The sequence below is a fragment of the Pseudomonas sp. FeN3W genome (assembly GCA_030263805.2).
In the GTDB taxonomy this organism is placed as follows: domain Bacteria; phylum Pseudomonadota; class Gammaproteobacteria; order Pseudomonadales; family Pseudomonadaceae; genus Stutzerimonas; species Stutzerimonas stutzeri_G.
Window position 1 is genome coordinate 4,106,661 of the sequence record CP136010.1, and the last position, 21,860, is coordinate 4,128,520.

A 21,860-nucleotide genomic window follows, 5' to 3' on the forward strand; every position below is an offset into this window, starting at 1 on the left:
AGTTCAGGCACAGCGATTCGCTGCAAGCCTCGAGGCTGGCAGGCGAAGATGGATTCTTGTTTTTGTTGGGTAAGTTTCGGGGGCGGAGCGGCGCAACCTGCAGGCAGTCAGGTTGATGACATTACACGGGTGCGGGTTGGAAGCCTCCGTGGGTCATCCGTTGTGGCAACTGCTCGCCGCGCTCGATGGCCAGGCTGACTTGCAGGCTGGTGATGAGTCGCTGCAATTGCTGTTGATCGCGCCATTGGTCGGCACTGATGTAGCGCTTCACTGCAACGCCTTCCGAGCCCGTCAATGTCAGCAGAATGCTGCCATCGGGCTTCTCGATGCTGAAGTTGACGTTGTAGCGCGGACGAAACACATCACTGATCTTCTGAAATGGACTCGTCATGCCTGGATACCTGTGTGAGGGGTTGCCAGCAATGGACCAGGCAAGGCGATGACAAGTTTCCCGGGCGCAACGGCTTGACCGCGCAAAAATGTCGCGGGCATACCTGCCATCTCATTTCATGCCTGCGCAGTCAGCTCCGTCAGAACATCGGGGCTGCTCTTGAATGCCTTGGCAAACAACTCGCGGTGCCTGGCCATGTAGATGCCGATATCTTCGGCTTGCTGTTCGCTCAGCGACGGCGAAGCTTGCTGCAACACCGCAGCTAGCGCCTCTGCCAGCTCAAGCATCTTGTCGTGACGATCGGCTTCGGCTTTATCCATGAACAAGCGCTCCAGGTCCCGACTGCTGCGGTACACCACTTCGACGGCCATTTACCACCTCGGTCATTGGCAGATTGATACTGTTTATTTGTACAGCATAAGCGGCTGCGGCGAAGATTGAAAGTCTGCGCAGGAAGCGGAGTTTCGTCAGTTCTCGAATCGGCCTTGCACGCGTTCGGCCCGAAACTCCAGCGTGGCGGCGCGGTAACCGGCGCGCAGCAGCGGTAGCGGCAGGCAGGATTCCCAGCTTGCGCCGGGCTGCAGACCACCTGCCCCCTGGTAGTCCGGTGCATCGTAGGCGCGTCGCGCCAGGTTGGTGCGCGAGCCCGGCGCATAGGCGGCGACTTCCCACTGCAGGCTCTGCAACTTCTTGTCGGTGTGATTGTGCAGGCGCACATGCAGCGGCTGCCCGCCGGCGCAGCGACGAGGGTCGTGAGTCAGCTGAATTTCGATACGAGCGAGCAACTGCTCTTCGCGATGCTCCTGCCAGAGTACCCAGCCAGCGACCAAGGCAAGGCCGAGCACGGCACCCAGTGAAATGGGTACGGCCCTGAATGGATAGCGGATCAGCAGCACCAGCCAGGTCAGGATGAGCAGAGCGCCAATCAGCATGGTCGAGTACCGACGATCAGGTGGTTGGGCAGCATGAACGTTCTCCGTTGCGATGGGGGCATGCTAACCCGTGGCGGCGGACTCCGGGCAACAACGAAGTGGCAAGCATTTGTCGCAGGATGTCAGTCGTCCAGTTTGCTGCGGCTGGCCAGACGTTCCAGTGCAGCGCGAAGCTTGGGGTCGCGGATGCCATCAGCTGCCGCCTGAATGCTGTCGGCGGCGTTGCTCGAAAGCGGTTGCGTACGCGCCGGCGTGTGCCTGGGCGGGGGCGGTGGCTGTACCTTGAACTGGATACGCGTCAGGCCGGCGAACTCTTCGAGCACTTCCAGTTGACGTTGCAGACGCCGCTGCTGGTAGCGCATCCGTGTCGCCCAGTGGCCGTCAGTGACGATAAGCAGCAGACAACCTTCGCGCCAGGATGCCACGCGGCAGTGTTCGCGTGCTGCGGGCTGCAACTGGCTCTCCAGCAGCTGTTGCAGACGATCGAGCCGAAGGGCTTCGCCGAACAAAGCTCTGAGCGGCTTCGCTTCGCGCAACAATGAGGCAGGAGCACGAGCCGGCGACGGGCGAAAGGCCATGATGGTCCGAGATGCTTGGTAGAAGCGTGAATGGTAGCAGAAGCTGGTTCGGGGAATATCCTGCCGCCTCCGGCTTTGGCGTGCTGCGCAAATGCCCAGCCTAGAGGGTTTATCGCCTGCCAGCTGCGAATATACAGGTACCCGGTAGCGCGTCCGTTGCGTCATGGTGCTGCGCAGTCAGGCACCTTTCCTCACTGCCGTTTCCGAGTAGAATGGCCCCTTTGCACGCAGCCGTGACCTCGCGGACGTGCCTCCATCCCCAGCATGGAAGTCTTTGTCGATATGTTTGCGCCTTTATTGAAGAAACTCTTTGGAAGCAAGAATGAGCGTGAGGTCAAACGCATGCTCAAGGCGGTGCAGTCCGTCAATGCCCTCGAAGAGCAGATGCTGTCGCTCTCCGACGAGCAACTGCGCAGCAAGACCGAAGAGTTCAAGGCCCGTCTCGAGAAAGGCGAAACCCTCGATCAGATCCTCCCGGAAGCATTCGCCGTCTGCCGCGAAGCGGGCAAGCGAGTCATGGGCATGCGCCACTTCGATGTGCAGTTGATCGGTGGCATGACCCTGCACGAAGGGCGCATCGCCGAGATGCGTACCGGTGAAGGCAAGACCCTGGTGGCTACCCTGGCCGTTTACCTCAATGCGCTGGCCGGCAAAGGTGTGCACGTAGTCACGGTCAACGACTACCTGGCGCGACGCGATGCCAACTGGATGCGCCCGCTGTACGAATTCCTCGGCCTCTCGGTCGGCATCGTCACCCCGTTCCAGCCGCCGGAAGAAAAGCGCGCTGCCTACGCAGCCGACATTACCTATGGCACCAACAACGAGTTCGGCTTCGACTACCTGCGTGACAACATGGCGTTCAGCCTGCAGGAAAAGAACCAGCGTGAACTCAACTTCGCCGTGATCGACGAAGTCGACTCCATCCTGATCGACGAAGCACGCACGCCGCTGATCATTTCCGGCCAGGCCGAAGACAGCTCCAAGCTCTACCAGCAGATCAATCTGCTCATTCCTCGCCTTACCCAGCACATCGAGGAAGAGGAGGGCGTCGTTACCCAGGAGGGGCATTTCTCTATCGATGAGAAAACCCGCCAGGTCGAGCTGAACGAGGCAGGGCACCAGTACATCGAGGAGTTGCTGACCCAAGCCGGTTTGCTGGCCGCGGGTGAGAGTCTCTATTCGGCGCACAACCTCGGTCTGCTGACCCACGTGTACGCCGGTCTGCGCGCCCACAAGCTGTTCCACCGCAACGTCGAATACATCGTGCAGAACAATCAGGTGTTGCTGATCGACGAACACACCGGTCGTACCATGCCCGGGCGCCGTCTTTCCGAAGGCCTGCACCAGGCCATCGAAGCGAAGGAAGGGCTGCAGATCCAGCCCGAGAGCCAAACCCTGGCTTCGACCACCTTCCAGAATTACTTCCGCCTGTACAAGAAGTTGGCCGGCATGACCGGTACCGCTGACACCGAAGCGTTCGAATTCCAGCAGATCTACAACCTGCCGGTCGTGGTCATCCCGACCAACAAGCCGCTGGCGCGCAAGGACTTCAACGACCTGGTCTATCTGACCCAGGAAGAGAAGTTCGCCGCGATCATCGCCGACATCAAGGAATGCCGGGAACAGGGTCGTCCGGTGCTGGTCGGTACGGCCACCATCGAATCATCCGAATATGTGTCGCGCTTGCTGGAGGCCGAAGGTTTCGAACACAAGGTGCTCAACGCCAAGCACCACGACAAGGAAGCCGAGATCATCGCCCAGGCCGGTCGCCCCGGCGCCGTGACCATTGCCACCAACATGGCCGGCCGTGGTACCGACATCCTGCTCGGCGGCAACTGGGAAGTGGAAGTCGCGGCCCTGGAGAGCCCGAGCGAAGAACAGGTCGCGCAGATCAAGGCGGATTGGCAGAAGCGTCACCAGCAGGTCCTCGAAGCGGGCGGCCTGCACGTAATCGCATCCGAGCGCCATGAGTCCCGTCGTATCGACAACCAGTTGCGCGGGCGTGCCGGTCGTCAGGGCGACCCGGGTTCGAGTCGTTTCTATCTGTCGCTGGAAGACAGCCTGATGCGTATCTTCGCCTCCGACCGGGTGAAGAACTTCATGAAGGCACTGGGCATGGAGTCCGGCGAGGCCATCGAACACCGCATGGTCACCAATGCCATCGAGAAGGCGCAGCGCAAGGTCGAGGGCCGCAACTTCGACATGCGCAAGCAGCTGCTCGAGTACGACGACGTGGCCAATGAGCAGCGCAAGGTGATCTACCACATGCGCAACAGCCTGCTGGCCGCCGATGAAATCGGCCAGACCATCGCCGAATTCCGCCAGGAAACGCTGGACGCCGCGATCAGCGCGCACATTCCGCCGCAGTCGCTGCCGGAACAGTGGGATATCCCGGGGCTGGAGGCGGTGCTCTACAGCGATTTCGGTACGCGTCTGCCGGTCCAGCAGTGGCTCGACGAGGACGAGAAACTCTACGAGGAAACGCTGCGCGAGCGCATTCTCGAAGCGCTAGTGGCCGCTTACAACGAGAAGGAAGAGCTGGCTGGCGCCGAGGCGCTGCGTTCCTTCGAGAAGCAGATCGTGCTGCGTGTGCTGGATGACCTGTGGAAAGACCACCTGTCGACCATGGATCACCTGCGTCACGGCATCCACCTGCGCGGCTATGCGCAGAAGAACCCGAAGCAGGAATACAAGCGCGAGTCCTTCACGCTGTTCCAGGACCTGCTCGAATCGATCAAGCGCGACAGCATCCGCGTGCTGTCCCATGTGCAGGTTCGTCGCGAAGACCCGGCCGAAGAAGAAGCCCGTCTGCGTCGCGAGGCCGAAGAGCTGGCCAAGCGCATGCAGTTCCAGCACGCCGAGGTGTCCGCGCTGGATCAGCCGGAGGAGGAGCCCGAGGTCGAAGGCCAGGCTGACGTTGCCGCGGCGCCGGTGCGTACCGAACCGAAGATCGGTCGCAACGAGCCGTGCCCGTGCGGATCGGGCAAGAAGTACAAACATTGTCATGGGCAGGTTCAGTAAGTCCGACCTCGCCTGATGATTCCGCGCCGCGACCGGCTTCTGCCGCTCGCGGCGTTTTTGTCGCAATCCCTTTCTCGGCCTGTTGGCCATCCATTGTTCTGAAGGAGCGCATCCATGGCTGTCGGTCTTGGTCCTTTACCTACCCTGCACCCGGTACCCGGTTTCGAACTCGGCATCACCTCCGCCGGCATCAAGCGACCGGGCCGCAAGGATGTGGTGATCATGCGCTGCGCGGAGGGCTCGCGTGTCGCCGGCGTGACCACCACCAACGCTTTCTGCGCTGCCCCCGTGCTCGTCACCCGCGAACGCATGCACGGGCCGGTGCGTTACCTGCTGACCAACACCGGTAACGCCAATGCCGGTACCGGGCCGCAAGGTCTGGCCGACGCCCGCCACACCTGCACGGCCCTCGCTGCCATCACCGGAGTCGACGAGACGGCCGTGCTGCCGTTCTCGACTGGCGTGATCGGCGAGCCGCTGCCGGTACAGAAGATCGAGTCGGCGCTGCAGGCTGCGCTCAATGATCTGTCGCCTGATCATTGGGCCGAGGCCGCTACCGGCATCATGACCACCGATACGCTGCCCAAGGGCGCCAGCCGTCAGTTCCAGCACGATGGCGTGACGGTAACCGTCACCGGTATCAGCAAGGGCGCCGGCATGATCCGGCCGAACATGGCGACCATGCTTGGCTATATCGCCACCGATGCCAAGGTCGCCGGCAGCGTGTTGCAGGATCTGGTGCGCGATGCGGCGAACAAGTCCTTCAATCGCATCACCATCGATGGTGACACCTCCACCAACGATTGCTGCATGCTGATCGCCACCGGTCAGGCGGCGTTGCCGGAGATCACCGAAGCGGCCGGCGAACTGTTTGGCAAGCTCAGGCAGGCGGTGCTGGAAGTGTTCATGGAAGTGGCCCAGGCCATCGTTCGCGACGGTGAAGGTGCGACCAAGTTCGTCACCGTGCAGGTCAACGGCGGCGGCAATCATCAGGAGTGCCTGGACGTCGCCTACGCCGTTGCGCATTCGCCGCTGATCAAGACCGCGCTGTTCGCCTCCGATCCGAACTGGGGCCGCATTCTGGCTGCTGTCGGCTACGCCGGCGTGCCAGACCTGGATGTCAGCAAGATCGACGTGTTCCTCGGCGAGGTCTGCATCGCCAGCCAGGGCGGGCGCTCGCCCAGCTACACGGAAGAGCAGGGCGCAGCGGTAATGGCCCAGGAGGAAATTACCATCCGTATCGAGCTCGGTCGTGGCAGTTGCAGCGAGACCATCTGGACCACCGACCTGTCCCACGAGTACGTGAAGATCAACGCCGAATACCGGACCTGATCGAATCCTGCCCTTAGCTATTCCCGTTGTGCATGGCCCCATGTGCAACGGGAATTTGCCATTGGCGCTTGCCGCGCCTTAACGTCCGCTGACTCTTCCGAAGGCAACTCGAGGTGCATAGGTCATGGCTCTGCAACTGGTAGTCGGCGACAAGAACTACTCATCCTGGTCGCTGCGCACCGCCCTGGCAGTGGAACTGTCCGGCGCTGCGTGCGAACAGGTTCCGGTGTCCCTCTATCGGCCGGACAGCCGAGCCCGGCTGCTCGCTTATTCGCCGACCGGCAAGGTGCCGGTGCTGCTGACCGAGGACGGCCCAGTGTGGGATTCGTTGGCAATCGCCGAATACCTGGCCGAGCGTTTCCCTGATGCACATCTGTGGCCGCGCGAGCGCTATGCGCGCGCATTGGCGCGGAGTATCTGCGCGGAAATGCACAGCGGCTTTCAGGCGCTGCGCAGCCATCTGCCGATGGATATGGCGCGCGACCAGGCCTTGCCCGAGCTTCCCGATGAAGTGCGGGCAGATGTCGAGCGAATCTGCGCCATCTGGAGCGATTGCTGCGAGCGCTTTGGCAGGGGCGGTGATTATCTGTTTGGCCAGCCGAGCATTGCCGACGCCTTCTATGCGCCGGTGGCTTCGCGCCTGCGCAGTTATCAGGTGGCCTTGCCTGCTGCCGCGGCGAGCTACGTCGAGACGATCCATCAGTGGCCGGCTTTTCAGCGCTGGCATAAGAGCGCCCTGCAGGAAGTGCGGAAGTGAAACGAATCCATGTCGCTGCAGCCGTCATTCGTGGCGTTGATGAGCGCGTGCTGATCGCCAAGCGACCGCTCGACAAGCATCAGGGTGGACTGTGGGAGTTTCCCGGTGGCAAGGTCGAGGCAGACGAGCGCGTCGAGGCGGCGCTGGCACGTGAGCTGCTGGAGGAGCTGGGAATCGTCGTTACCGCGGCGCAGCCATTGATCCAGGTGCGCCACGATTATCCGGACAAGCAGGTGCTGCTCGATGTCTGGGAGGTGCAGGCGTTTACCGGTGAACCCCACGGTGCGGAGGGCCAGCCGCTGATGTGGGTGACGGCGGATCAGCTGACGCATTACAGCTTCCCTGCCGCCAACCAGCCGATCATCGCGGCTGCGCGTTTGCCTAATCGCTATCTGATAACGCCGGATGGCATTGCCCCGCAACGGTTGCTCGATGGGCTCGCGCGAGCGCTGGATGACGGCGTACGGCTGATCCAGCTGCGTGTGCCATCGCTACCGCCCGCCGACTATCTTGCGTTGGCGGAGCGGGCGCTGGCATTGTGCGGGGAGCGTGCTCAGTTGATGCTCAAGGGCTCGCTACAGTGGGTGTGCGATTACCCCGAGGCAGGCTGGCATCTGACTGCCGAGCAGCTGCGAGAGCATGCGGGACAGGAACGACCGATCACGACGAATCGCTGGTTGGCTGCTTCCTGCCACGATGCCAAGGAGCTGGCGCTGGCAGCCGCATTGGGGGTAGATTTCGTCACGTTGTCGCCGGTGCTGGCGACCGCCAGCCATCCGGATGCCTCACCTTTGGGTTGGCCGCAGGTCGCGGATTTACTGCTAGGCTTCGACCGGCCGGTCTACCTGCTGGGCGGTCTTCAGGCATCCGACCTGTCCTTGGCACGCCAGGCAGGTGCGCAGGGCGTCGCTGCGATTCGAGCATTCTGGCCGGATTGAACCGCTGCCGCTCTTACAGGTCACTGGCGATGCTGCGCTAAACCCGATAAATGTGTCTTCGATAGATGAAAGCAATCGCTGTCATTCCCTTAATCAATTAACGGTATGCTGCTGGCTGCGTTATCGTAGGCCCCGTCAAAGTTTCTGAACCCCCTAAAGGAGTTAGCAGATGTCGCTGATCAACACTCAAGTTCAACCCTTCAAAGTCAATGCCTTCCACAATGGCAAGTTCATCGAAGTCACCGAAGAATCCCTGAAGGGCAAGTGGTCCGTGCTGATCTTCATGCCGGCTGCCTTCACCTTCAACTGCCCGACCGAGATCGAAGACGCTGCCAACAGCTACGCCGAGTTCCAGAAGGCCGGTACCGAGGTGTACATCGTCACCACCGATACCCACTTCTCGCACAAGGTCTGGCATGAAACTTCCCCTGCCGTTGGCAAGGCTCAGTTTCCGCTGATCGGCGACCCGACTCACCAGCTGACCCGCGCTTTCGGTGTGCACATCGAAGAAGAAGGTCTGGCCCTGCGTGGCACCTTCCTGATCAACCCGGAAGGCGTGATCAAGACCGTCGAGATCCACTCCAACGAGATCGCTCGTGACGTGTCGGAAACCCTGCGCAAGCTGAAGGCCGCTCAGTACACCGCCGCTCACCCGGGTGAAGTCTGCCCGGCCAAGTGGAAAGAAGGCGAGAAGACCCTGGCTCCGTCGCTGGACCTGGTCGGCAAGATCTAAGGCTTCGCCTATCTGCCCTGCGTGCTGGAGGGCTGTTCACCGCCCTCTGGCAACCCAACGCCTGGACGCGAACCGTCCGGGCGTTTTATTTCCTGAATTCCGTATGGGGTACCGCTGCTCATGTTGGACACCAATCTCAAGACCCAGTTGAAAGCCTACCTGGAGAAGGTCACCCAGCCCTTCGAGATCGTCGCGTCCCTCGATGACGGCGAGAAATCCCGGGAGCTGCTGAGCCTGCTGCAGGACATCGCCAGCCTCAGCGACAAGATCATCCTCAAGACCGACGGCGACGATGCGCGCAAACCCTCGTTCGCCCTCAACCGCATCGGCGGCGACATCAGCCTGCGCTTCGCCGGCATCCCCATGGGCCACGAATTCACCTCGCTGGTGCTGGCCCTGCTGCAGGTCGGTGGCCATCCGTCGAAGACCGCACCGGAAGTGATCGAGCAGATCAAGGCGCTGGAGGGCGACTACCGCTTCGAAACCTACTTCTCGCTGTCCTGCCAGAACTGCCCGGACGTGGTCCAGGCGCTGAACCTGATGGCCGTGCTCAACCCGAACATCAAGCACGTGGCCATCGACGGCGCGCTGTTCCAGGACGAAGTCGAAGCCCGCCAGATCATGTCGGTGCCGAGCATCTACCTCAACGGCGAGCTGTTCACCCAGGGCCGCATGAGCGAGGAGGAAATCCTCGCCAAGCTCGACACCGGCTCCAGCGCCCGTGATGCCGAGAAGCTCAAGGCCAAGGACGCCTTCGACGTGCTGGTGGTCGGCGGCGGCCCGGCCGGCGCCGCCGCGGCGATCTATGCGGCGCGCAAGGGCATCCGCACCGGCGTGGCGGCCGAGCGCTTCGGCGGCCAGGTGCTCGACACCATGGCCATCGAGAACTTCATCTCGGTGAAGGAAACCGAAGGGCCGAAACTGGCCCGCGCGCTGGAAGAACACGTGCGCGAATACGACGTCGACATCATGAACCTGCAGCGCGCCAGCCAGCTGATCCCGGCGGGCGACGACGGCCTGCACCGCGTGCAGTTCGAGAACGGCGGCGAACTCAAGGCCAAGACCCTGATCCTTGCCACCGGCGCGCGCTGGCGCGAGATGAACGTGCCCGGCGAGCAGGAGTACCGTGGCCGTGGCGTGGCCTACTGCCCGCACTGCGATGGCCCGCTGTTCAAGGGCAAGCGTGTGGCGGTGATCGGTGGCGGCAACTCCGGGGTGGAAGCGGCGATCGACTTGGCCGGCATCGTCGCCCACGTCACCCTGCTGGAATTCGGCGAGGAACTGCGGGCCGACGCGGTGCTGCAGCGCAAGCTCAACAGCCTGCCCAACGTCCGCGTGCTGAAAATGGCGCAGACCACCGAGGTTAAGGGCGACGGGCAGAAAGTCACCGGGCTGGTCTACAAGGACCGCGCCACGGACGAAATGCATGAAGTGGAACTGGAAGGCATCTTCGTGCAGATCGGCCTGCTGCCCAACAGCGACTGGCTCAAGGGCAGCGTGGAGCTGAGCCGGTTCGGCGAAATCATCGTCGACGCCAAGGGCCAGACCAACATCCCCGGGGTGTTCGCCGCGGGCGACGTGACCACGGTGCCGTACAAGCAGATCGTGATCGCCGTGGGTGAAGGCGCCAAGGCCTCGCTGAGTGCCTTCGATCACCTGATCCGGTCTTCCGCGCCGGCCTGAATCGAGGCGCAGAAAGAAGGGGAGCAACCTCGCGGTGCTCCCCTTTTTTCGTTTCCGGCGCTCGGCGGGCCCCTCAGGCAGAAGCGAACGCCTGCCGTCGCGCCGGGTCTCAGGACGTACATGCCGAGCAGTCCATGGAGCTGTCCACGACGATGATGAATGCGCAAACGCTGCAGAGCTCACGCAGGGTCGTGCTGACCTATGCCAACCGACCACGCGAGCCGCAGCATGAGAAGGTCGTCCACGCGGCCTTGGCCGAACGCCTGGCGAACTTGCTGGGGATGAGTTACGGCGGTGAGTACGATCCAGCGCGTCGTTATGACGCCCATCCCTACCTGGTACCGTCGGGTACCGTCGTCGGCCTCCGCGAAGCCCAGGAACTCGGGCTGAACGAAGAGGGTGACCTGTTCGGTGGTGTCGTGCCGCAGGCCTTTGTCGAAACCAAGGCGATCACCCATCCGCTGGTGCGTCCGGACGCCGTGGCGCCGGTCGGCTGGTCACGGGACTTCAGTACCCAGGTCAAGGGCAGCGTGCTGGCCGGTTACAGCGCCTTCAGCATTGACGATGCGCGTGACGCCGGGCGGCGCCTTTTGCACGAGGGGCCGGTGCGGATCAAGCCAGTACGCGCCACTGGTGGCCGCGGGCAGCAGCGCGTCGATGATGCCGATACCCTCGATGAGGCCTTGTTTGCGCTCGATGAAAAGGAGCTGGCCCAGTACGGTCTGGTTCTGGAGGCGCATCTGGATCGCGTCACCACCTTCAGTGTCGGTCAGGTGCGGGTTGGAGGCCGTCTGGCCAGTTACTACGGCACGCAGCGCCTGACTCAGGACAATGCGGATAACGAGGTGTATGGCGGCTCGGATCTGGTGGTCGTCGATGGCGACTTCGAGGTGCTGATGGCCCTTGATCTGCCGGAGGCGATACGACTGGCCGTGCGCCAGGCGCAGGTCTATGACGAGGCAGCCTCGGCCTGTTATCGGCATTTCTTCGCCTCGCGGCGTAACTACGACATCGCCCAGGGCGTCGATGGCCGCGGCCAGCCACGTTCCGGCGTGCTCGAGCAGTCCTGGCGTATCGGCGGTGCCAGCAGTGCCGAAGTGGCTGCCCTGGAAGTCTTCAGGCAAGGCACCTCGGCGCGCGCGGTGAAGGCGTCTTCGCTGGAGTTCTATGGGCGCGAGCGAAGCGTGCCGGCTGGTGCGCAAGTTCTGTACCGGGACGAGGACGCCGATGTGGGTTTCATCACCAAGTGTGTAACGGTGGAGGACTATGGCGACGCATAGCGAAATGGTGAACATCCTGGTAGATGATGAGCATATCGCCGGGACCTTCCTGTCACCGCCGGAGAAGATGCCGGGCGTGCTGTTCGTGCACGGCTGGGGTGGCAGCCAGCAGCGTGACCTGAACCGCGCGCGTGGTATCGCCGGGCTTGGTTGCGTCTGTCTGTCGTTCGATCTGCGCGGCCATGCGCAGACCCGTGCGCAGCAGGAAACCGTGACGCGGGAGCAGAACCTCGATGATCTGCTCGCCGCTTACGATCTGCTGGCCCAGCACCCGCATATCGACCCCTCGGCGATCGCTGTGGTCGGCACCAGCTATGGCGGTTACCTGGCGGCGATTCTCACCGCGCTGCGTCCGGTGAAGTGGCTGGCCCTGCGCGTGCCGGCGCTGTACCGCGACGAGGAGTGGCAGGTGCCCAAGCGCCAGCTCGATCGCGATGTACTCAACCAGCTGCGCAGCCGGCGCGTACTACCGGACGAGAACCGCGCGTTGGCCGCCTGCGCGGCGTTTCGCGGCGACGTGCTGATCGTCGAATCCGAGCACGACACCTTCGTCCCGCACGAAACCATCATGAGCTATCGTGCCGCCTTCCATAGCACCCATTCCCTCACTCATCGCATCATCGACGGTGCCGACCATGCGCTGAGCAACGAGCGCTGTCAGGAGGGCTACACCTCGATTCTGGTGAACTGGGCGACCGAGATGATCATCGGGGCGCGTCTCGACGAAAAATCCCCTGAGGGTTTCAAGGCGGTCGACGAATAGCAGATCAACACCCACCTTTCAGAGCCCTACGGCTTGCCATGGAGAACATCGCGGGGCTCACTCGGGATGTGTCGGTGGTGGCGTGGGGCCGACGAAACGGCTCCAGCGGCGGTCGAGCACCTGCTGCTTGAGCACTTCGATGACGTCGACCAGCAGTTCTTCCAGCGCCAGGTCGGTATTTTCGTCCTGGTAGACCCAGGCATCGAAGAACTCGTCGGCGAGAGTGCCGGCCAGTGCCTGGAACTGCGGGCCACGCATGCCTTCCACGGCGCCCTGCAGCAGCCGCGCGGCGATGTCGCTCAGCGCATCGTCGAGCGTGCTGGCCAAGCGGTTGCCCAGTGGCAGGCGCCGCAGATTGTGCATTTCGGGATTGTTCTGCAGCGCCTGGTGAATCAACTGGCTGACATAGCCTTCGATGGCGCCGCGGTTGTCGCGGTAGCCGGTTTCCAGCATGTCCTGCAGGCGCCGCGAGATGTCGTTGAGCAAGCGCTGTTTGCGCGGCCGCACCACTTCCTGCAGGAGGCGGCGCGAAAGGTCGTCGCTGGCGCCGATTTCCTGCTGCAGGCGGCCGAACAGGCGCACCATCACCCGGTCGGAAAGCTCCTCGATCAGCAGGTAGTAATAACGGCTGAACAGGCCGTAAATGGCCCAGTCGCGCATGTCGATCAGCCCCAGGCGCTGCAGGCGGATCAGCAGCGCGCCGACACGCAGTACGCGCAACCAGCGCAGCCCGGCCAGCGGAATGCAGCCGAGCACGTCATACCAGTGCGCGAACGGGTAGTAGTACCAACGTGCGTAGCGGCGCTCGAACAGCGCCACGGTCCAGCCGAGCAGCACGTCGAAGACGAAGATCGCGACGAAGCCCAGGTCGATGTACTGGAAGTTGGCGTGAATACTCTGCTGGTAACGCGCATGCAGCTCTGGCGCGAGGTCCGCCAGCACTGCGCTGACAGGCTGCAGGGCGAACAGGCTGTCGAACAGAATCAGCGACAGGTTGATGCACACCAACAGGACGATGAAGGCTTCCCAGGCGGCGTGCAGCTGGTCGCGACGGCGGGCCTGTCGCGCCACGACCGGCTCAGTCATCCGCGGCAGGTGAAGCAGCGGCTGGCTGCCAGAGTATTTCACCGCAACCCTGGCGCCGAGCGATCAAGCGGGCGGCGACGAACAGCGCATCGGAGAGCCGGTTCAGATAGGCCAGCAGCACCGGGCGTACCGTTTCGCTGGCATTGAGCTGTTGACAACGACGCTCGGCAGTGCGCGTCATGCTGCGGCACAGGTGGGCGAGGGCGATCAGCCGGGAACCGCCTGGCAGGATGAATTCCTTCAGCGGCCCGAGCTCCTGGTTCCAGCGATCGATGGCCTGTTCCAGTCGCTCGATTTCGTTGTCCTGCAGCGCCTGGTAGTCGGGCATCGCCAGCTCGCCGCCGAGGTCGAACAAGCGGTGCTGGCAAGGCGCGAAAACGCTGATCAGCTCGTCGAGCGCTGGCCATTGCACCTGCGCATCGGCCAGTTCGGCCAGCAGCAGGCCGAGCTGACTGTTGAGGGTGTCGACCTCGCCCATGGCCTCCACGCGAGGATGGTCCTTGGCAACCCGACGGCCGTCGCCGAGGCCGGTTTCGCCGCTATCGCCGGTGCGGGTGTAGATTTTCGACAGTCGATTGCCCATGTATCGGTTCCTTGGTTCAGGTCGCCATCTGCTCGCCGGGCGAGTTCAGTGGCAACCGCAGGGTGAATGTGGTGCCGTGGCCTGTGTGGCACTGCACCTCCATCTGCCCTTGATGGTTGTTGGTGATGATGAAATACGAGACGGAAAGACCCAGCCCGGTTCCCTGGCCGACTTCCTTGGTGGTGAAGAATGGCTCGAAGATGCGCTTGCGCACATTCTCCGGGATGCCACCACCGTTGTCCTCGACGTGGATTTCAGCCCACGGCGGATTCAGGCGCGTGCGCAGGATGATCTGTCCCGGCTCGTCGCTCTGATGGGTATGAATGGCCTGAGCGGCGTTCTTCAGCAGGTTGAGTAAGACCTGCTCCAGCTCGTTGCCGATGCACGGTACGCGGTCTATCCGCGGATCGAAGTCACGGACAATATCGATGGCCTTGAAATCGAAACCGTCGATCAGTGCGAAGTCGTTGCCGGCGATCTCCAGTGCCTGATCGATCAGAACGGGCAACTGGCAGTCCGCCAGCTGACGGTTGCTCATGCGGCTGAAGCTGAGCATGTGGCTGACGATCTTCGCCGCTCGCGAGCCGGCCTGCTGGATACCATCGAGCAGCTGCGGCACTTCGCGGCGCTGTAGGTACTGGTTGACCGCTTCCAGGCGCACGCCGGTTTCCTCTGCGGCCTCGCGATTGCGCTCGAGCTCGGGCGAGAGCCGGCGGCGGATGTTCTGCGCGTTGTGCAGGATGGCGCCGAGAGGATTGTTGATCTCGTGGGCCATGCCGGCCGCGAGGCTCCCCACCGAGAGCATTTTCTCCGACTGCACCATCATTTCTTCCATGTTGATGCGCTGGGTGATGTCGTCGATGCGGATCACCACACCGCGGCCACCTGCGCCGGTCAGCGGGTAGCAGGTCAGCGCATAGTGGTGCGGCTCGTCGTTGCGCATCCAGGTCACCCGCTCGATTTTCGCCACCACGTGCTGTTCCGAAGTACGGCGGATCTGCGCGAGAAACGACTTGAGCGGCTCGAAGGCGACGAACACCGGCTGGTTGAGGGCGTCATCCAGCGGCGTTCCGGAGAGGGCGCTGGCTTCCTGGTTCCATTGGGTGACGTAGAGCTGTTCGTCGAGTGCGATTAGCGCCGAGGGCATCGAATCGATGATGCTGTTGAGGTACTTCTGAAAGCCGGTCAGCTTCTGCTCGATCTTGCTGCGCACCTGCACTTCCAGCTCCAGCTTGCGGTTGGAGTGGCGGGTTTCCTCGGCCAGACCCTGGGCATGATCGAATGCCTCCTGGGCATCGTCACGGGCGCGCTTGAGCTGCTGCTCGCGGGCCTCCATGCGCGACAGCATGGTGTTGAAGGCATCGGCCAACCGGCCGATCTCGTCCTGGTTGCCGGGCTTGGCGCGCAGGGAATAGTCCTCCTCGCGGGTGACCTGGCGTGACAATGCTTCGAGCTCGCGAATCGGGCGGGTGATGAGTTGACGGATCTGCCGGGCGACCAGCACCCAGAGCAGCAGGCTGGCGACGAGAATGGCCAGGCTGGCGGTCAGCGTACCGGTGTAGAAGGCGCCGGGCAGCTCGCTGCTGGCGACCATCAGCAGATGCCCGGCACTGCCATCGGCTTGCGGCAGCCTGACCAGCAGGTTGGCGCGAATCTCGCTGGCACGCCAATGCTCGACATCGCTGAGCTGTTCGGGCAGACGCAATCGGTCGCCTTGCTGGAGTTGCGCGAGGCTGTTGCCGTCGCGGTCGTAGATCATCGCGGCTCGCAGCGGCGCATAGCCGTCCAGGCGTTTGAGCAGTTTGCCGGCGGCTTCCGGCGAAGACAGCGCCCGCGCGCTCAGTTCTTCGGTAGCGAACAGCTCGCCGAGGGTGTGCATGGCCTGCGGCGCAACGCTCTGCCGTGAAATCCAGTAGGCCGCGCTGATGAACGTCAGGTTGGAAACCAGCAGAACGGCGGCAAGCAGGACGAGCAGGGCCAGCAGCAGTTTGCGGCCGACCGGAAGGTTTTCGAGGCGCTGACGCAGGATCATTGGCGGGACACGGCATAGCAGAGAGTTTCTGCAGGGTAGCCGCGGCTCAGTCCGTGGGCAATCCGCGCTGGCTCAGGTGTTCACGCAGGTGGCGGTGCAGCTCGTGCAGCCGGGGTAGCGCGAGCCCCAGCGAGTCGGCGCTGCGGCAGGCATGGCCGAGCAGGTAGGCGATCTCGGTGCGCCGGCCGAGTCGAACGTCCTGATACATCGATGAATAGTTGGCCGCGGTGGCGTCGATCACCCGCAGTACCTCGTCTTGCAGATCGCTGGCCGCGACTGGCTGGCTGCTGGCTTCGAGCAGTTCGACGAGTTCTTGGCAAAGCCCGGAGAGCTGCTCGCGATGCTGCAGCAGCTCGCCATTACGGCAATCGTGGAGCACCGTCAGCGGATTGATCGCGCAGTTCAGTGCCAGCTTGCGCCAGAGCCGCGCCAGGATGTCGCAGGACCAGGTTTGCGGGATGCCCGCTCGGTTCAGTTCGTCCAGCCAGGCCGGTGCACTGCCGCCGTTCGAATCGCCCAGCCAGTTCTGCCCATGGCCGGCGAACACGACATGGAAATCGTCTTGTCGATAGGCTCCTTCGGTACTCGACACGAAGATGCAACGCGCCTGCGGCCAGCGTTCGGCGATCGCCTGCTGGCTGCCGAGGCCGTTCTGCAACAGGAGTATTTCGCAGCCAGAGGAGAGGCGGGACGCCACCTGAGCGACCGCGGCTTCGGCGTCGTAGGCCTTGCATGCAACCAGCAGGCGCTGGATTGGTTCGCTCGCATCAGGCAGTTCTGCCGGGATGGCGTAGAGCCGAGATAGATCTTCGGCAGTCAGCGTGAGTCCTCCGGCGCGCTGGTAATCGGCAAGGCGCTGGGCAGAGCGCAGGATTATCCGTACTGTTGCGCCCGCTCCAGCCAGGCGGGCCGCCCAGAGGCTGCCGAGTGCGCCTGCGCCGAGGACGTGCCAGCTCACCCTCAGGCCGACTGCTTCAGGCGCAACGGCACGATGCGGCCGGTGCTGTAGGCGCTCGGCAGCAGGGCGGCCGCGCGCTCGATGATGGTTTCAGGCGCGATGGGCAGCGCATCGGTGTCGAGGCTGATCAGACTGATGCCCGCCTTGATGGATACGAAACCCTCGCTGGTCTTCAGCGCCCTGAGGTTCAGGCCTTCATGCAGGCGCTTGAAGCTGCTTGGCGAGCACCCCTTGAGATCGTTGACCAGGGCCAGCAGGCCGAACTGGCTTTCATTGATTCGGCAAACCACATCCAGAGGGCGGACGAGCTGCTGCAGACGCGCGCCGATGGCGCTGAGGATTTCCGCGTAGACCGCATCGCCATAGCGCTCGCGCAGCGCATCGGCGTCGGGCAGGCCGATCTGCAGGTAGTACAGCGCCGTGCCGCGGTTCTCCATCTGGCGCAGGCTGGCCGCCAGGCGCTGGTGCATGTAGCGGGCGTTGCCGAGATGGGTCTGCGGGTCCTGCAGGCTCTGCCCTTCGAGGCTCGCGACATTCTCTGCGAGTTGGTGATTCTCCTGCTTGAGCCGTTGCAGCGAGCCGCATAGACGGTCGGCGGCGAAGATGCGCGGCAACAGCTGCTCGTTCATCGCCGACTTGCTGATGAAATCGTCAACGCCGTGGTCGAACGCCTGCCCCAGGGCGTTCTCGCTGTCACGGCCGGTAAGCAGGATGATGTAGCTGTAGTGCCCGCTCTGGGCGTCGCGCTGGCGAATCTGGCCGGTCAGCTCGAGGCCGTCCATTTCCGGCATCAGCCAGTCCGCCAGCAGGACATGCGCGGGGCGTTGCGAATGCTGCACCAGTGCGTCGGCGGCGCTGCTGGCGAAGCGGATATCCTGGTAGCCGGCCTTGCTCAGCGCGCGACCGATCATGACGCTGGAGAATTTGGCGTCATCGACGACGAGAATGCTCAGGAGAGGGTTGGGCATGGCAAGCTCAATCAATTGAAGGGGGACGTCCTGTCACTCCTTGCCGTAGGGCGGGCGCTGACACGTCGAATCGTTATAATGACCGCGCTTTCTTAACCGTCAAGACATACGCGCTCGGCTCATGCGGCCGGTCGCGCTATACAGTGGAGGAATCCCCATGCCCTCGTTCGACGTGGTGTCCGAACTGGACAAGCACGAAGTCACCAACGCGGTCGATAACGCGATCAAGGAACTGGATCGTCGTTATGATCTGCGCGGCAAAGGCAGCTTCGAGCATAAGGATCTGACCGTGCAGCTGACGGCGGACGCCGAGTTCCAATTGGAGCAGATGCTCGAGATCCTCAAGTTGAGCCTGGTCAAACGCAAGATCGATATCCAGTGCCTGGAGATCAAGGACGCCTACGCTTCCGGCAAGAGCACCAAGCAGGAAGTGGTGCTGCGCGAGGGCATCGACAAGGAGCTGGCGAAGAAGATCGTCGCCTACATCAAGGATGCCAAGCTCAAGGTGCAGGCCGCCATCCAGGGTGAGCAGGTACGCGTCACCGGCAAGAAGCGCGACGACTTGCAGGAAGCCATCGCCCTGCTGCGTGGCCACGAATTCGGCATGCCGCTGCAGTTCAACAACTTCCGCGACTGATCCTCCCTCCGCGCCTCGGCGCGTGCATTCATCCCCTGCTTTCCATCGGTGCTCGCGCTGCGGGCACCGATCCTCACAAGGAGTAATCCATGGACCTGAGCGTCGACTACCTGGTCGATCTTTCCGAATCCTGGCTGCCTGTGGTGCTGCAATACGGTGCCCAGGTGACCCTGGCGATATTGACCCTGCTGTTCGGCTGGTGGTTGATCAACACCCTGACCGGCAAGGTCGCCAGCCTGCTGCAGCGTCGTCATGTGGATCCGACTCTGCATGGTTTCATCGGCAGCCTCGCCAGCATCGTGCTCAAGGTGCTGCTGCTGGTCAGCGTGGCCTCGATGATCGGCGTGGAGACCACCTCGTTCATCGCCGTGATCGGTGCCGCCGGCCTGGCCATCGGTCTGGCGTTGCAGGGCAGCCTGGCGAACTTCGCTGGCGGCGTGCTGATTCTGCTGTTCCGTCCGATTCGGGTCGGCGAGTGGATCGAAGCCCAGGGCGTAGCGGGCACAGTGCATTCCATCCAGATATTCCATACGGTGCTCAAGTCTGCCGACAACAAGACCATCGTGGTGCCCAACGGCAGTTTGTCCAACGGTCATATCACCAACTACTCCCGCGAACCGCGGCGTCGTGCCGATATCAACGTCGGCATCGATTACGGCGCGGACGTCAAGCTGGCGCGGCAGATACTGCTGGAAATCGCGCAGGACGAGCGCGTGTTGCGCGATCCCGAGCCGGTGGTATTCGTCACTGGACTGGGGGACAGCTCGGTCAATCTGTCGTTGCGAGTCTGGGTCGCGACCGGTGATTTCTGGCCGGTGACCTTCGGTTTCACCGAACTGGTGAAGGAGCGTTTCGACGAGGCGGGGATCGGCATTCCGTTTCCGCAGCGCGTGGTGCACCTGGTTCAGAGCTGAGGTCTTGCCTGAACGAAGCGAAGCCGGCATTTGCCGGCTTCGTCGTTTCTGTTTTTCGCCTCAGGAATGTTCGGAGGCTGTTTCGTGCGGCGTGTCGTCCGGCTGCTGGCGGGTTCTGCGCCACTGCCAGACGATCAGAATCAGCGTCGGCACGCCGAGCAACGCGGTGACCAGGAAGAAGTCGCTGTAGCCGAGGTGTTCCACCATGACCCCGGAGTAGCCACCCAGCAGACGGGGCAGTAACAGCATGAGCGAACTCAGCAGGGCGTATTGGGTGGCCGAGAACTTCAGGTTGGTCAGGCTGGACAGGTAGGCGACGAAGGCGGTGGAGGCGAGGCCGCCGCTGAAGTTGTCGCAGGAGATGGTGACGATCAACATGTTCAGATTCGCGCCCATCTCGACCAGCAGCATGAACATCAGGTTGGTCGCTGCCGAGGCGACTCCGCCGATGAACAGGATCGGCAGGATGCTGAAACGCACGATAAGCAAGCCGCCGAAGGCCGCGCCGAGCAGCGTCATCACCAGACCGAACAGCTTGCTGACGCTGGCGATCTCGTCCTTGGAAAAACCCTGATCGATGTAGAACACGTTGGCCATCACGCCCATCACCGTATCCGACATTCGGTAGGTGGCGATCAGCCCCAACAGCAGCAGCGCCTGCCAGCGGTAGCGCAGGATGAAGTCGGTGATCGGCGTCAGCACCGGCCCCATCAGGATGCGCCCAGGTGCCGACAGGCAGCCCCAGCAGATCAGCAGGTACATGGTGCCGCGCGGCCAGTAACCGCCCCAGTAGGACTGGAACATGCCGGTGGTCGACACCATGAGGATGATCAGCACGATCACCGATACCGCCTGGTGGGCGAAGTCGAAGCGCGCCGGTCGCTGGCGTTGCTTGGCTTGGCTGAAGATATGGCGCACCGGCACGAACAGCGCCCGGCCCATCGGCGAAATGCTGCCGAGGATGAATAGTGCATACAGCGTCGCTCGCGGCCAGGCCTGGGCGATCAGTGCGTTGATCATCGCCGGTATCGAGATCAGCAGCACCAGCAGCAGACCGACTGCAGCGAGCTGGTGATTGAAGCTGTAGCGCGAGGGCTCGTTGGGCAGCGGCGGGGCGGCGTCCGGCTCGCGGATCACCAGGCTGGTGATCAACCCCGGAAGGATCAACAGGGCGAAGGCCAGATAGGTCGTGGTCCAGGCTGCCTGGTTGTAGTCGAGGCTGCTCGAGCCCAGCCACTCGGCGAGAAAGAGCGCGCCGGCGCTGGCGAGCAGCATGGCGATGCGATAGCCGGTCATGTAGCTGGCTGCAAGGGTCGCCTGCAGCTTGTCCTCGGCAATCTCCAGGCGATAGGCATCGATGGCGATGTCCTGGGTGGCCGACGAAAACGCCACGACCACCGCCAGCGCGATGAGCATCGTGAGGTTGTATTGCGGGTTGCACAGGGCCATGCCAACCAGGCCGATGGCGATCAGCGCCTGCGACAGCACCAGCCAGGAGCGTCTGCGCCCGAGCGCGCCGATCCAGGGCAGTCGCCACTGGTCGAGCATCGGCGACCAGACCCATTTGAATGCATACGCCAGGCTGATCCAGCTGGCAAAGCCGATGGTTTCCCGCGAGACGCCCGCTTCGCGCAGCCAGACCGACAGCGTGGAGAACACCAGAACGGCGGGAAGACCCGCAGCGAAACCCAGCAACAGCAGGGCCAGCGTAGCGGGGCTGGCGTAGGCGGCTAGCGCATCGCGCCAGGTTTCACGGGACATACATCGAGGATCTGTGCAGTTTTGGACGAAGCGCGCACTCTAACCGCTGTGCTCCGTCGAATGCCAGCCGTGCCGACGCATGTCCACCCGGTCGTTGATGATGGTCAGCCCTTCGGCCCGCAGGCGCATGCGCTGCTCGTGCCCGGCAGGGGTACCGGCCGGCAGGCTGAGCCGTCCGCCGGCGGCGATCACCCGGTGCCAGGGCAGGCTGGTGCCGTCGGGCAGCTGAGACATCAACCGGCCAACCCAGCGGGCCGCGCGACCGAGTCCGGCCATGGCGGCCAGTTCGCCGTAGCTCACCACCTTACAAGGCGGTATCTGCGACATCACCAGATAAACAGCGGCACGCCGTGCATCGGCGTCGGCAGCGGGTGGCAGCAGTGGTGGAAGGTCGGCCATGACAGGTGCTCCGGTGCAGGCAGGCGTACTGCGCGCCGAACTAGCGCTCCATTCGGCGGTCTTTGCTTGCTGTAGTTAAACGCATAGGGATAATGCCAGCCTTTCAACCGCCTT

The 21,860-nt window shown here is 63.0% G+C and carries 21 protein-coding genes; 10 read left to right on the forward strand and 11 right to left on the reverse strand.

Annotation, left to right across the window (positions count from 1 at the left end; genetic code table 11):
* Positions 1 to 121: 121 nt before the first annotated feature.
* The 4 genes from P5704_019365 to P5704_019380 form a co-directional block, all read right to left on the reverse strand.
* The gene (locus P5704_019365; GenBank protein WOF78159.1) at positions 122 to 391 is read right to left on the reverse strand and encodes a DUF3509 domain-containing protein; all 270 of its coding nucleotides are present in this window, start codon (positions 389 to 391) and stop codon (positions 122 to 124) included.
* 116 nt (positions 392 to 507) lie between these two features.
* Complete coding sequence (locus P5704_019370) at positions 508 to 762, reverse strand: YebG family protein (GenBank protein WOF78160.1); 255 nt, start codon at positions 760 to 762, stop codon at positions 508 to 510.
* A gap of 96 nt (positions 763 to 858) precedes the next feature.
* A complete protein-coding gene (locus P5704_019375; GenBank protein WOF78161.1) occupies positions 859 to 1,323 on the reverse strand; it encodes a multidrug transporter in 465 nt (154 codons plus the stop codon).
* Positions 1,324 to 1,445: 122 nt separating this feature from the next.
* Complete coding sequence (locus P5704_019380; GenBank protein WOF78162.1) at positions 1,446 to 1,901, reverse strand: DciA family protein; 456 nt, start codon at positions 1,899 to 1,901, stop codon at positions 1,446 to 1,448.
* A gap of 282 nt (positions 1,902 to 2,183) precedes the next feature.
* Here P5704_019380 and secA point away from each other — a divergent pair, with 282 nt between their 5' ends.
* The 8 genes from secA (at position 2,184) to P5704_019420 (ending at position 12,408) form a co-directional block, all read left to right on the forward strand.
* Positions 2,184 to 4,922, forward strand: coding sequence for a preprotein translocase subunit SecA (gene secA, locus P5704_019385; protein ID WOF78163.1), 2,739 nt, complete (start codon positions 2,184 to 2,186; stop codon positions 4,920 to 4,922).
* 114 nt (positions 4,923 to 5,036) lie between these two features.
* Positions 5,037 to 6,254 (forward strand): bifunctional glutamate N-acetyltransferase/amino-acid acetyltransferase ArgJ, encoded by a 1,218-nt coding sequence (argJ, locus tag P5704_019390; GenBank protein ID WOF78164.1) that lies wholly within the window; start codon positions 5,037 to 5,039, stop codon positions 6,252 to 6,254.
* A gap of 124 nt (positions 6,255 to 6,378) precedes the next feature.
* Positions 6,379 to 7,011, forward strand: a complete 633-nt coding sequence (locus tag P5704_019395) for a glutathione S-transferase family protein (GenBank protein ID WOF78165.1) — start codon at positions 6,379 to 6,381, stop codon at positions 7,009 to 7,011.
* A complete protein-coding gene (locus P5704_019400; protein ID WOF78166.1) occupies positions 7,008 to 7,949 on the forward strand; it encodes a Nudix family hydrolase in 942 nt (313 codons plus the stop codon). The genes P5704_019395 and P5704_019400 overlap by 4 nt, the downstream gene beginning before the upstream one ends.
* Before the next feature lie 169 nt (positions 7,950 to 8,118).
* Positions 8,119 to 8,682: an alkyl hydroperoxide reductase subunit C gene (gene ahpC, locus P5704_019405; GenBank protein WOF78167.1), complete on the forward strand. Its 564-nt coding sequence runs from the start codon at positions 8,119 to 8,121 to the stop codon at positions 8,680 to 8,682.
* 120 nt (positions 8,683 to 8,802) lie between these two features.
* On the forward strand, positions 8,803 to 10,365 hold the full coding sequence (ahpF, locus tag P5704_019410) for an alkyl hydroperoxide reductase subunit F (GenBank protein ID WOF78168.1): 1,563 nt from the start codon (positions 8,803 to 8,805) through the stop codon (positions 10,363 to 10,365).
* A 152-nt stretch (positions 10,366 to 10,517) separates the two neighbouring features.
* Positions 10,518 to 11,645, forward strand: coding sequence for a DUF3182 family protein (locus tag P5704_019415; protein WOF81282.1), 1,128 nt, complete (start codon positions 10,518 to 10,520; stop codon positions 11,643 to 11,645).
* Complete coding sequence (locus P5704_019420; GenBank protein ID WOF78169.1) at positions 11,632 to 12,408, forward strand: alpha/beta fold hydrolase; 777 nt, start codon at positions 11,632 to 11,634, stop codon at positions 12,406 to 12,408. The genes P5704_019415 and P5704_019420 overlap by 14 nt, the downstream gene beginning before the upstream one ends.
* A gap of 57 nt (positions 12,409 to 12,465) precedes the next feature.
* Here P5704_019420 and P5704_019425 read toward each other — a convergent pair whose 3' ends face one another.
* The 5 genes from P5704_019425 to P5704_019445 are packed head-to-tail and all read right to left on the reverse strand — an operon-like array spanning position 12,466 to position 18,035.
* The gene (locus P5704_019425; GenBank protein WOF78170.1) at positions 12,466 to 13,494 is read right to left on the reverse strand and encodes an ion transporter; all 1,029 of its coding nucleotides are present in this window, start codon (positions 13,492 to 13,494) and stop codon (positions 12,466 to 12,468) included.
* Entirely contained in the window at positions 13,487 to 14,077 is a 591-nt protein-coding gene (locus P5704_019430) for a cob(I)yrinic acid a,c-diamide adenosyltransferase (GenBank protein ID WOF78171.1), read from the reverse strand. The genes P5704_019425 and P5704_019430 overlap by 8 nt, the downstream gene beginning before the upstream one ends.
* Positions 14,078 to 14,093: 16 nt before the next feature.
* Positions 14,094 to 16,109 carry an ATP-binding protein gene (locus P5704_019435; protein WOF78172.1) on the reverse strand — a complete coding sequence of 672 codons (2,016 nt, stop codon included), beginning with the start codon at positions 16,107 to 16,109 and terminating at the stop codon, positions 14,094 to 14,096.
* A gap of 46 nt (positions 16,110 to 16,155) precedes the next feature.
* On the reverse strand, positions 16,156 to 17,067 hold the full coding sequence (locus P5704_019440; GenBank protein ID WOF78173.1) for a putative 2-dehydropantoate 2-reductase: 912 nt from the start codon (positions 17,065 to 17,067) through the stop codon (positions 16,156 to 16,158).
* A 2-nt stretch (positions 17,068 to 17,069) separates the two neighbouring features.
* Entirely contained in the window at positions 17,070 to 18,035 is a 966-nt protein-coding gene (locus tag P5704_019445; protein WOF78174.1) for a response regulator, read from the reverse strand.
* Positions 18,036 to 18,192: 157 nt separating this feature from the next.
* On the opposite strand from P5704_019445, the gene P5704_019450 reads away from it, so the two are divergent.
* Together P5704_019450 and P5704_019455 are read left to right on the forward strand one after the other, a co-directional pair.
* Complete coding sequence (locus P5704_019450; GenBank protein ID WOF78175.1) at positions 18,193 to 18,672, forward strand: YajQ family cyclic di-GMP-binding protein; 480 nt, start codon at positions 18,193 to 18,195, stop codon at positions 18,670 to 18,672.
* Between the two features lie 89 nt (positions 18,673 to 18,761).
* Positions 18,762 to 19,586 carry a mechanosensitive ion channel gene (locus P5704_019455; GenBank protein ID WOF78176.1) on the forward strand — a complete coding sequence of 275 codons (825 nt, stop codon included), beginning with the start codon at positions 18,762 to 18,764 and terminating at the stop codon, positions 19,584 to 19,586.
* A gap of 60 nt (positions 19,587 to 19,646) precedes the next feature.
* Here P5704_019455 and P5704_019460 read toward each other — a convergent pair whose 3' ends face one another.
* Both P5704_019460 and P5704_019465 read right to left on the reverse strand, forming a co-directional pair.
* Positions 19,647 to 21,347 (reverse strand): AmpG family muropeptide MFS transporter, encoded by a 1,701-nt coding sequence (locus tag P5704_019460; GenBank protein ID WOF78177.1) that lies wholly within the window; start codon positions 21,345 to 21,347, stop codon positions 19,647 to 19,649.
* Between the two features lie 39 nt (positions 21,348 to 21,386).
* Positions 21,387 to 21,746, reverse strand: coding sequence for an MGMT family protein (locus P5704_019465; protein WOF78178.1), 360 nt, complete (start codon positions 21,744 to 21,746; stop codon positions 21,387 to 21,389).
* Positions 21,747 to 21,860: the final 114 nt, after the last annotated feature.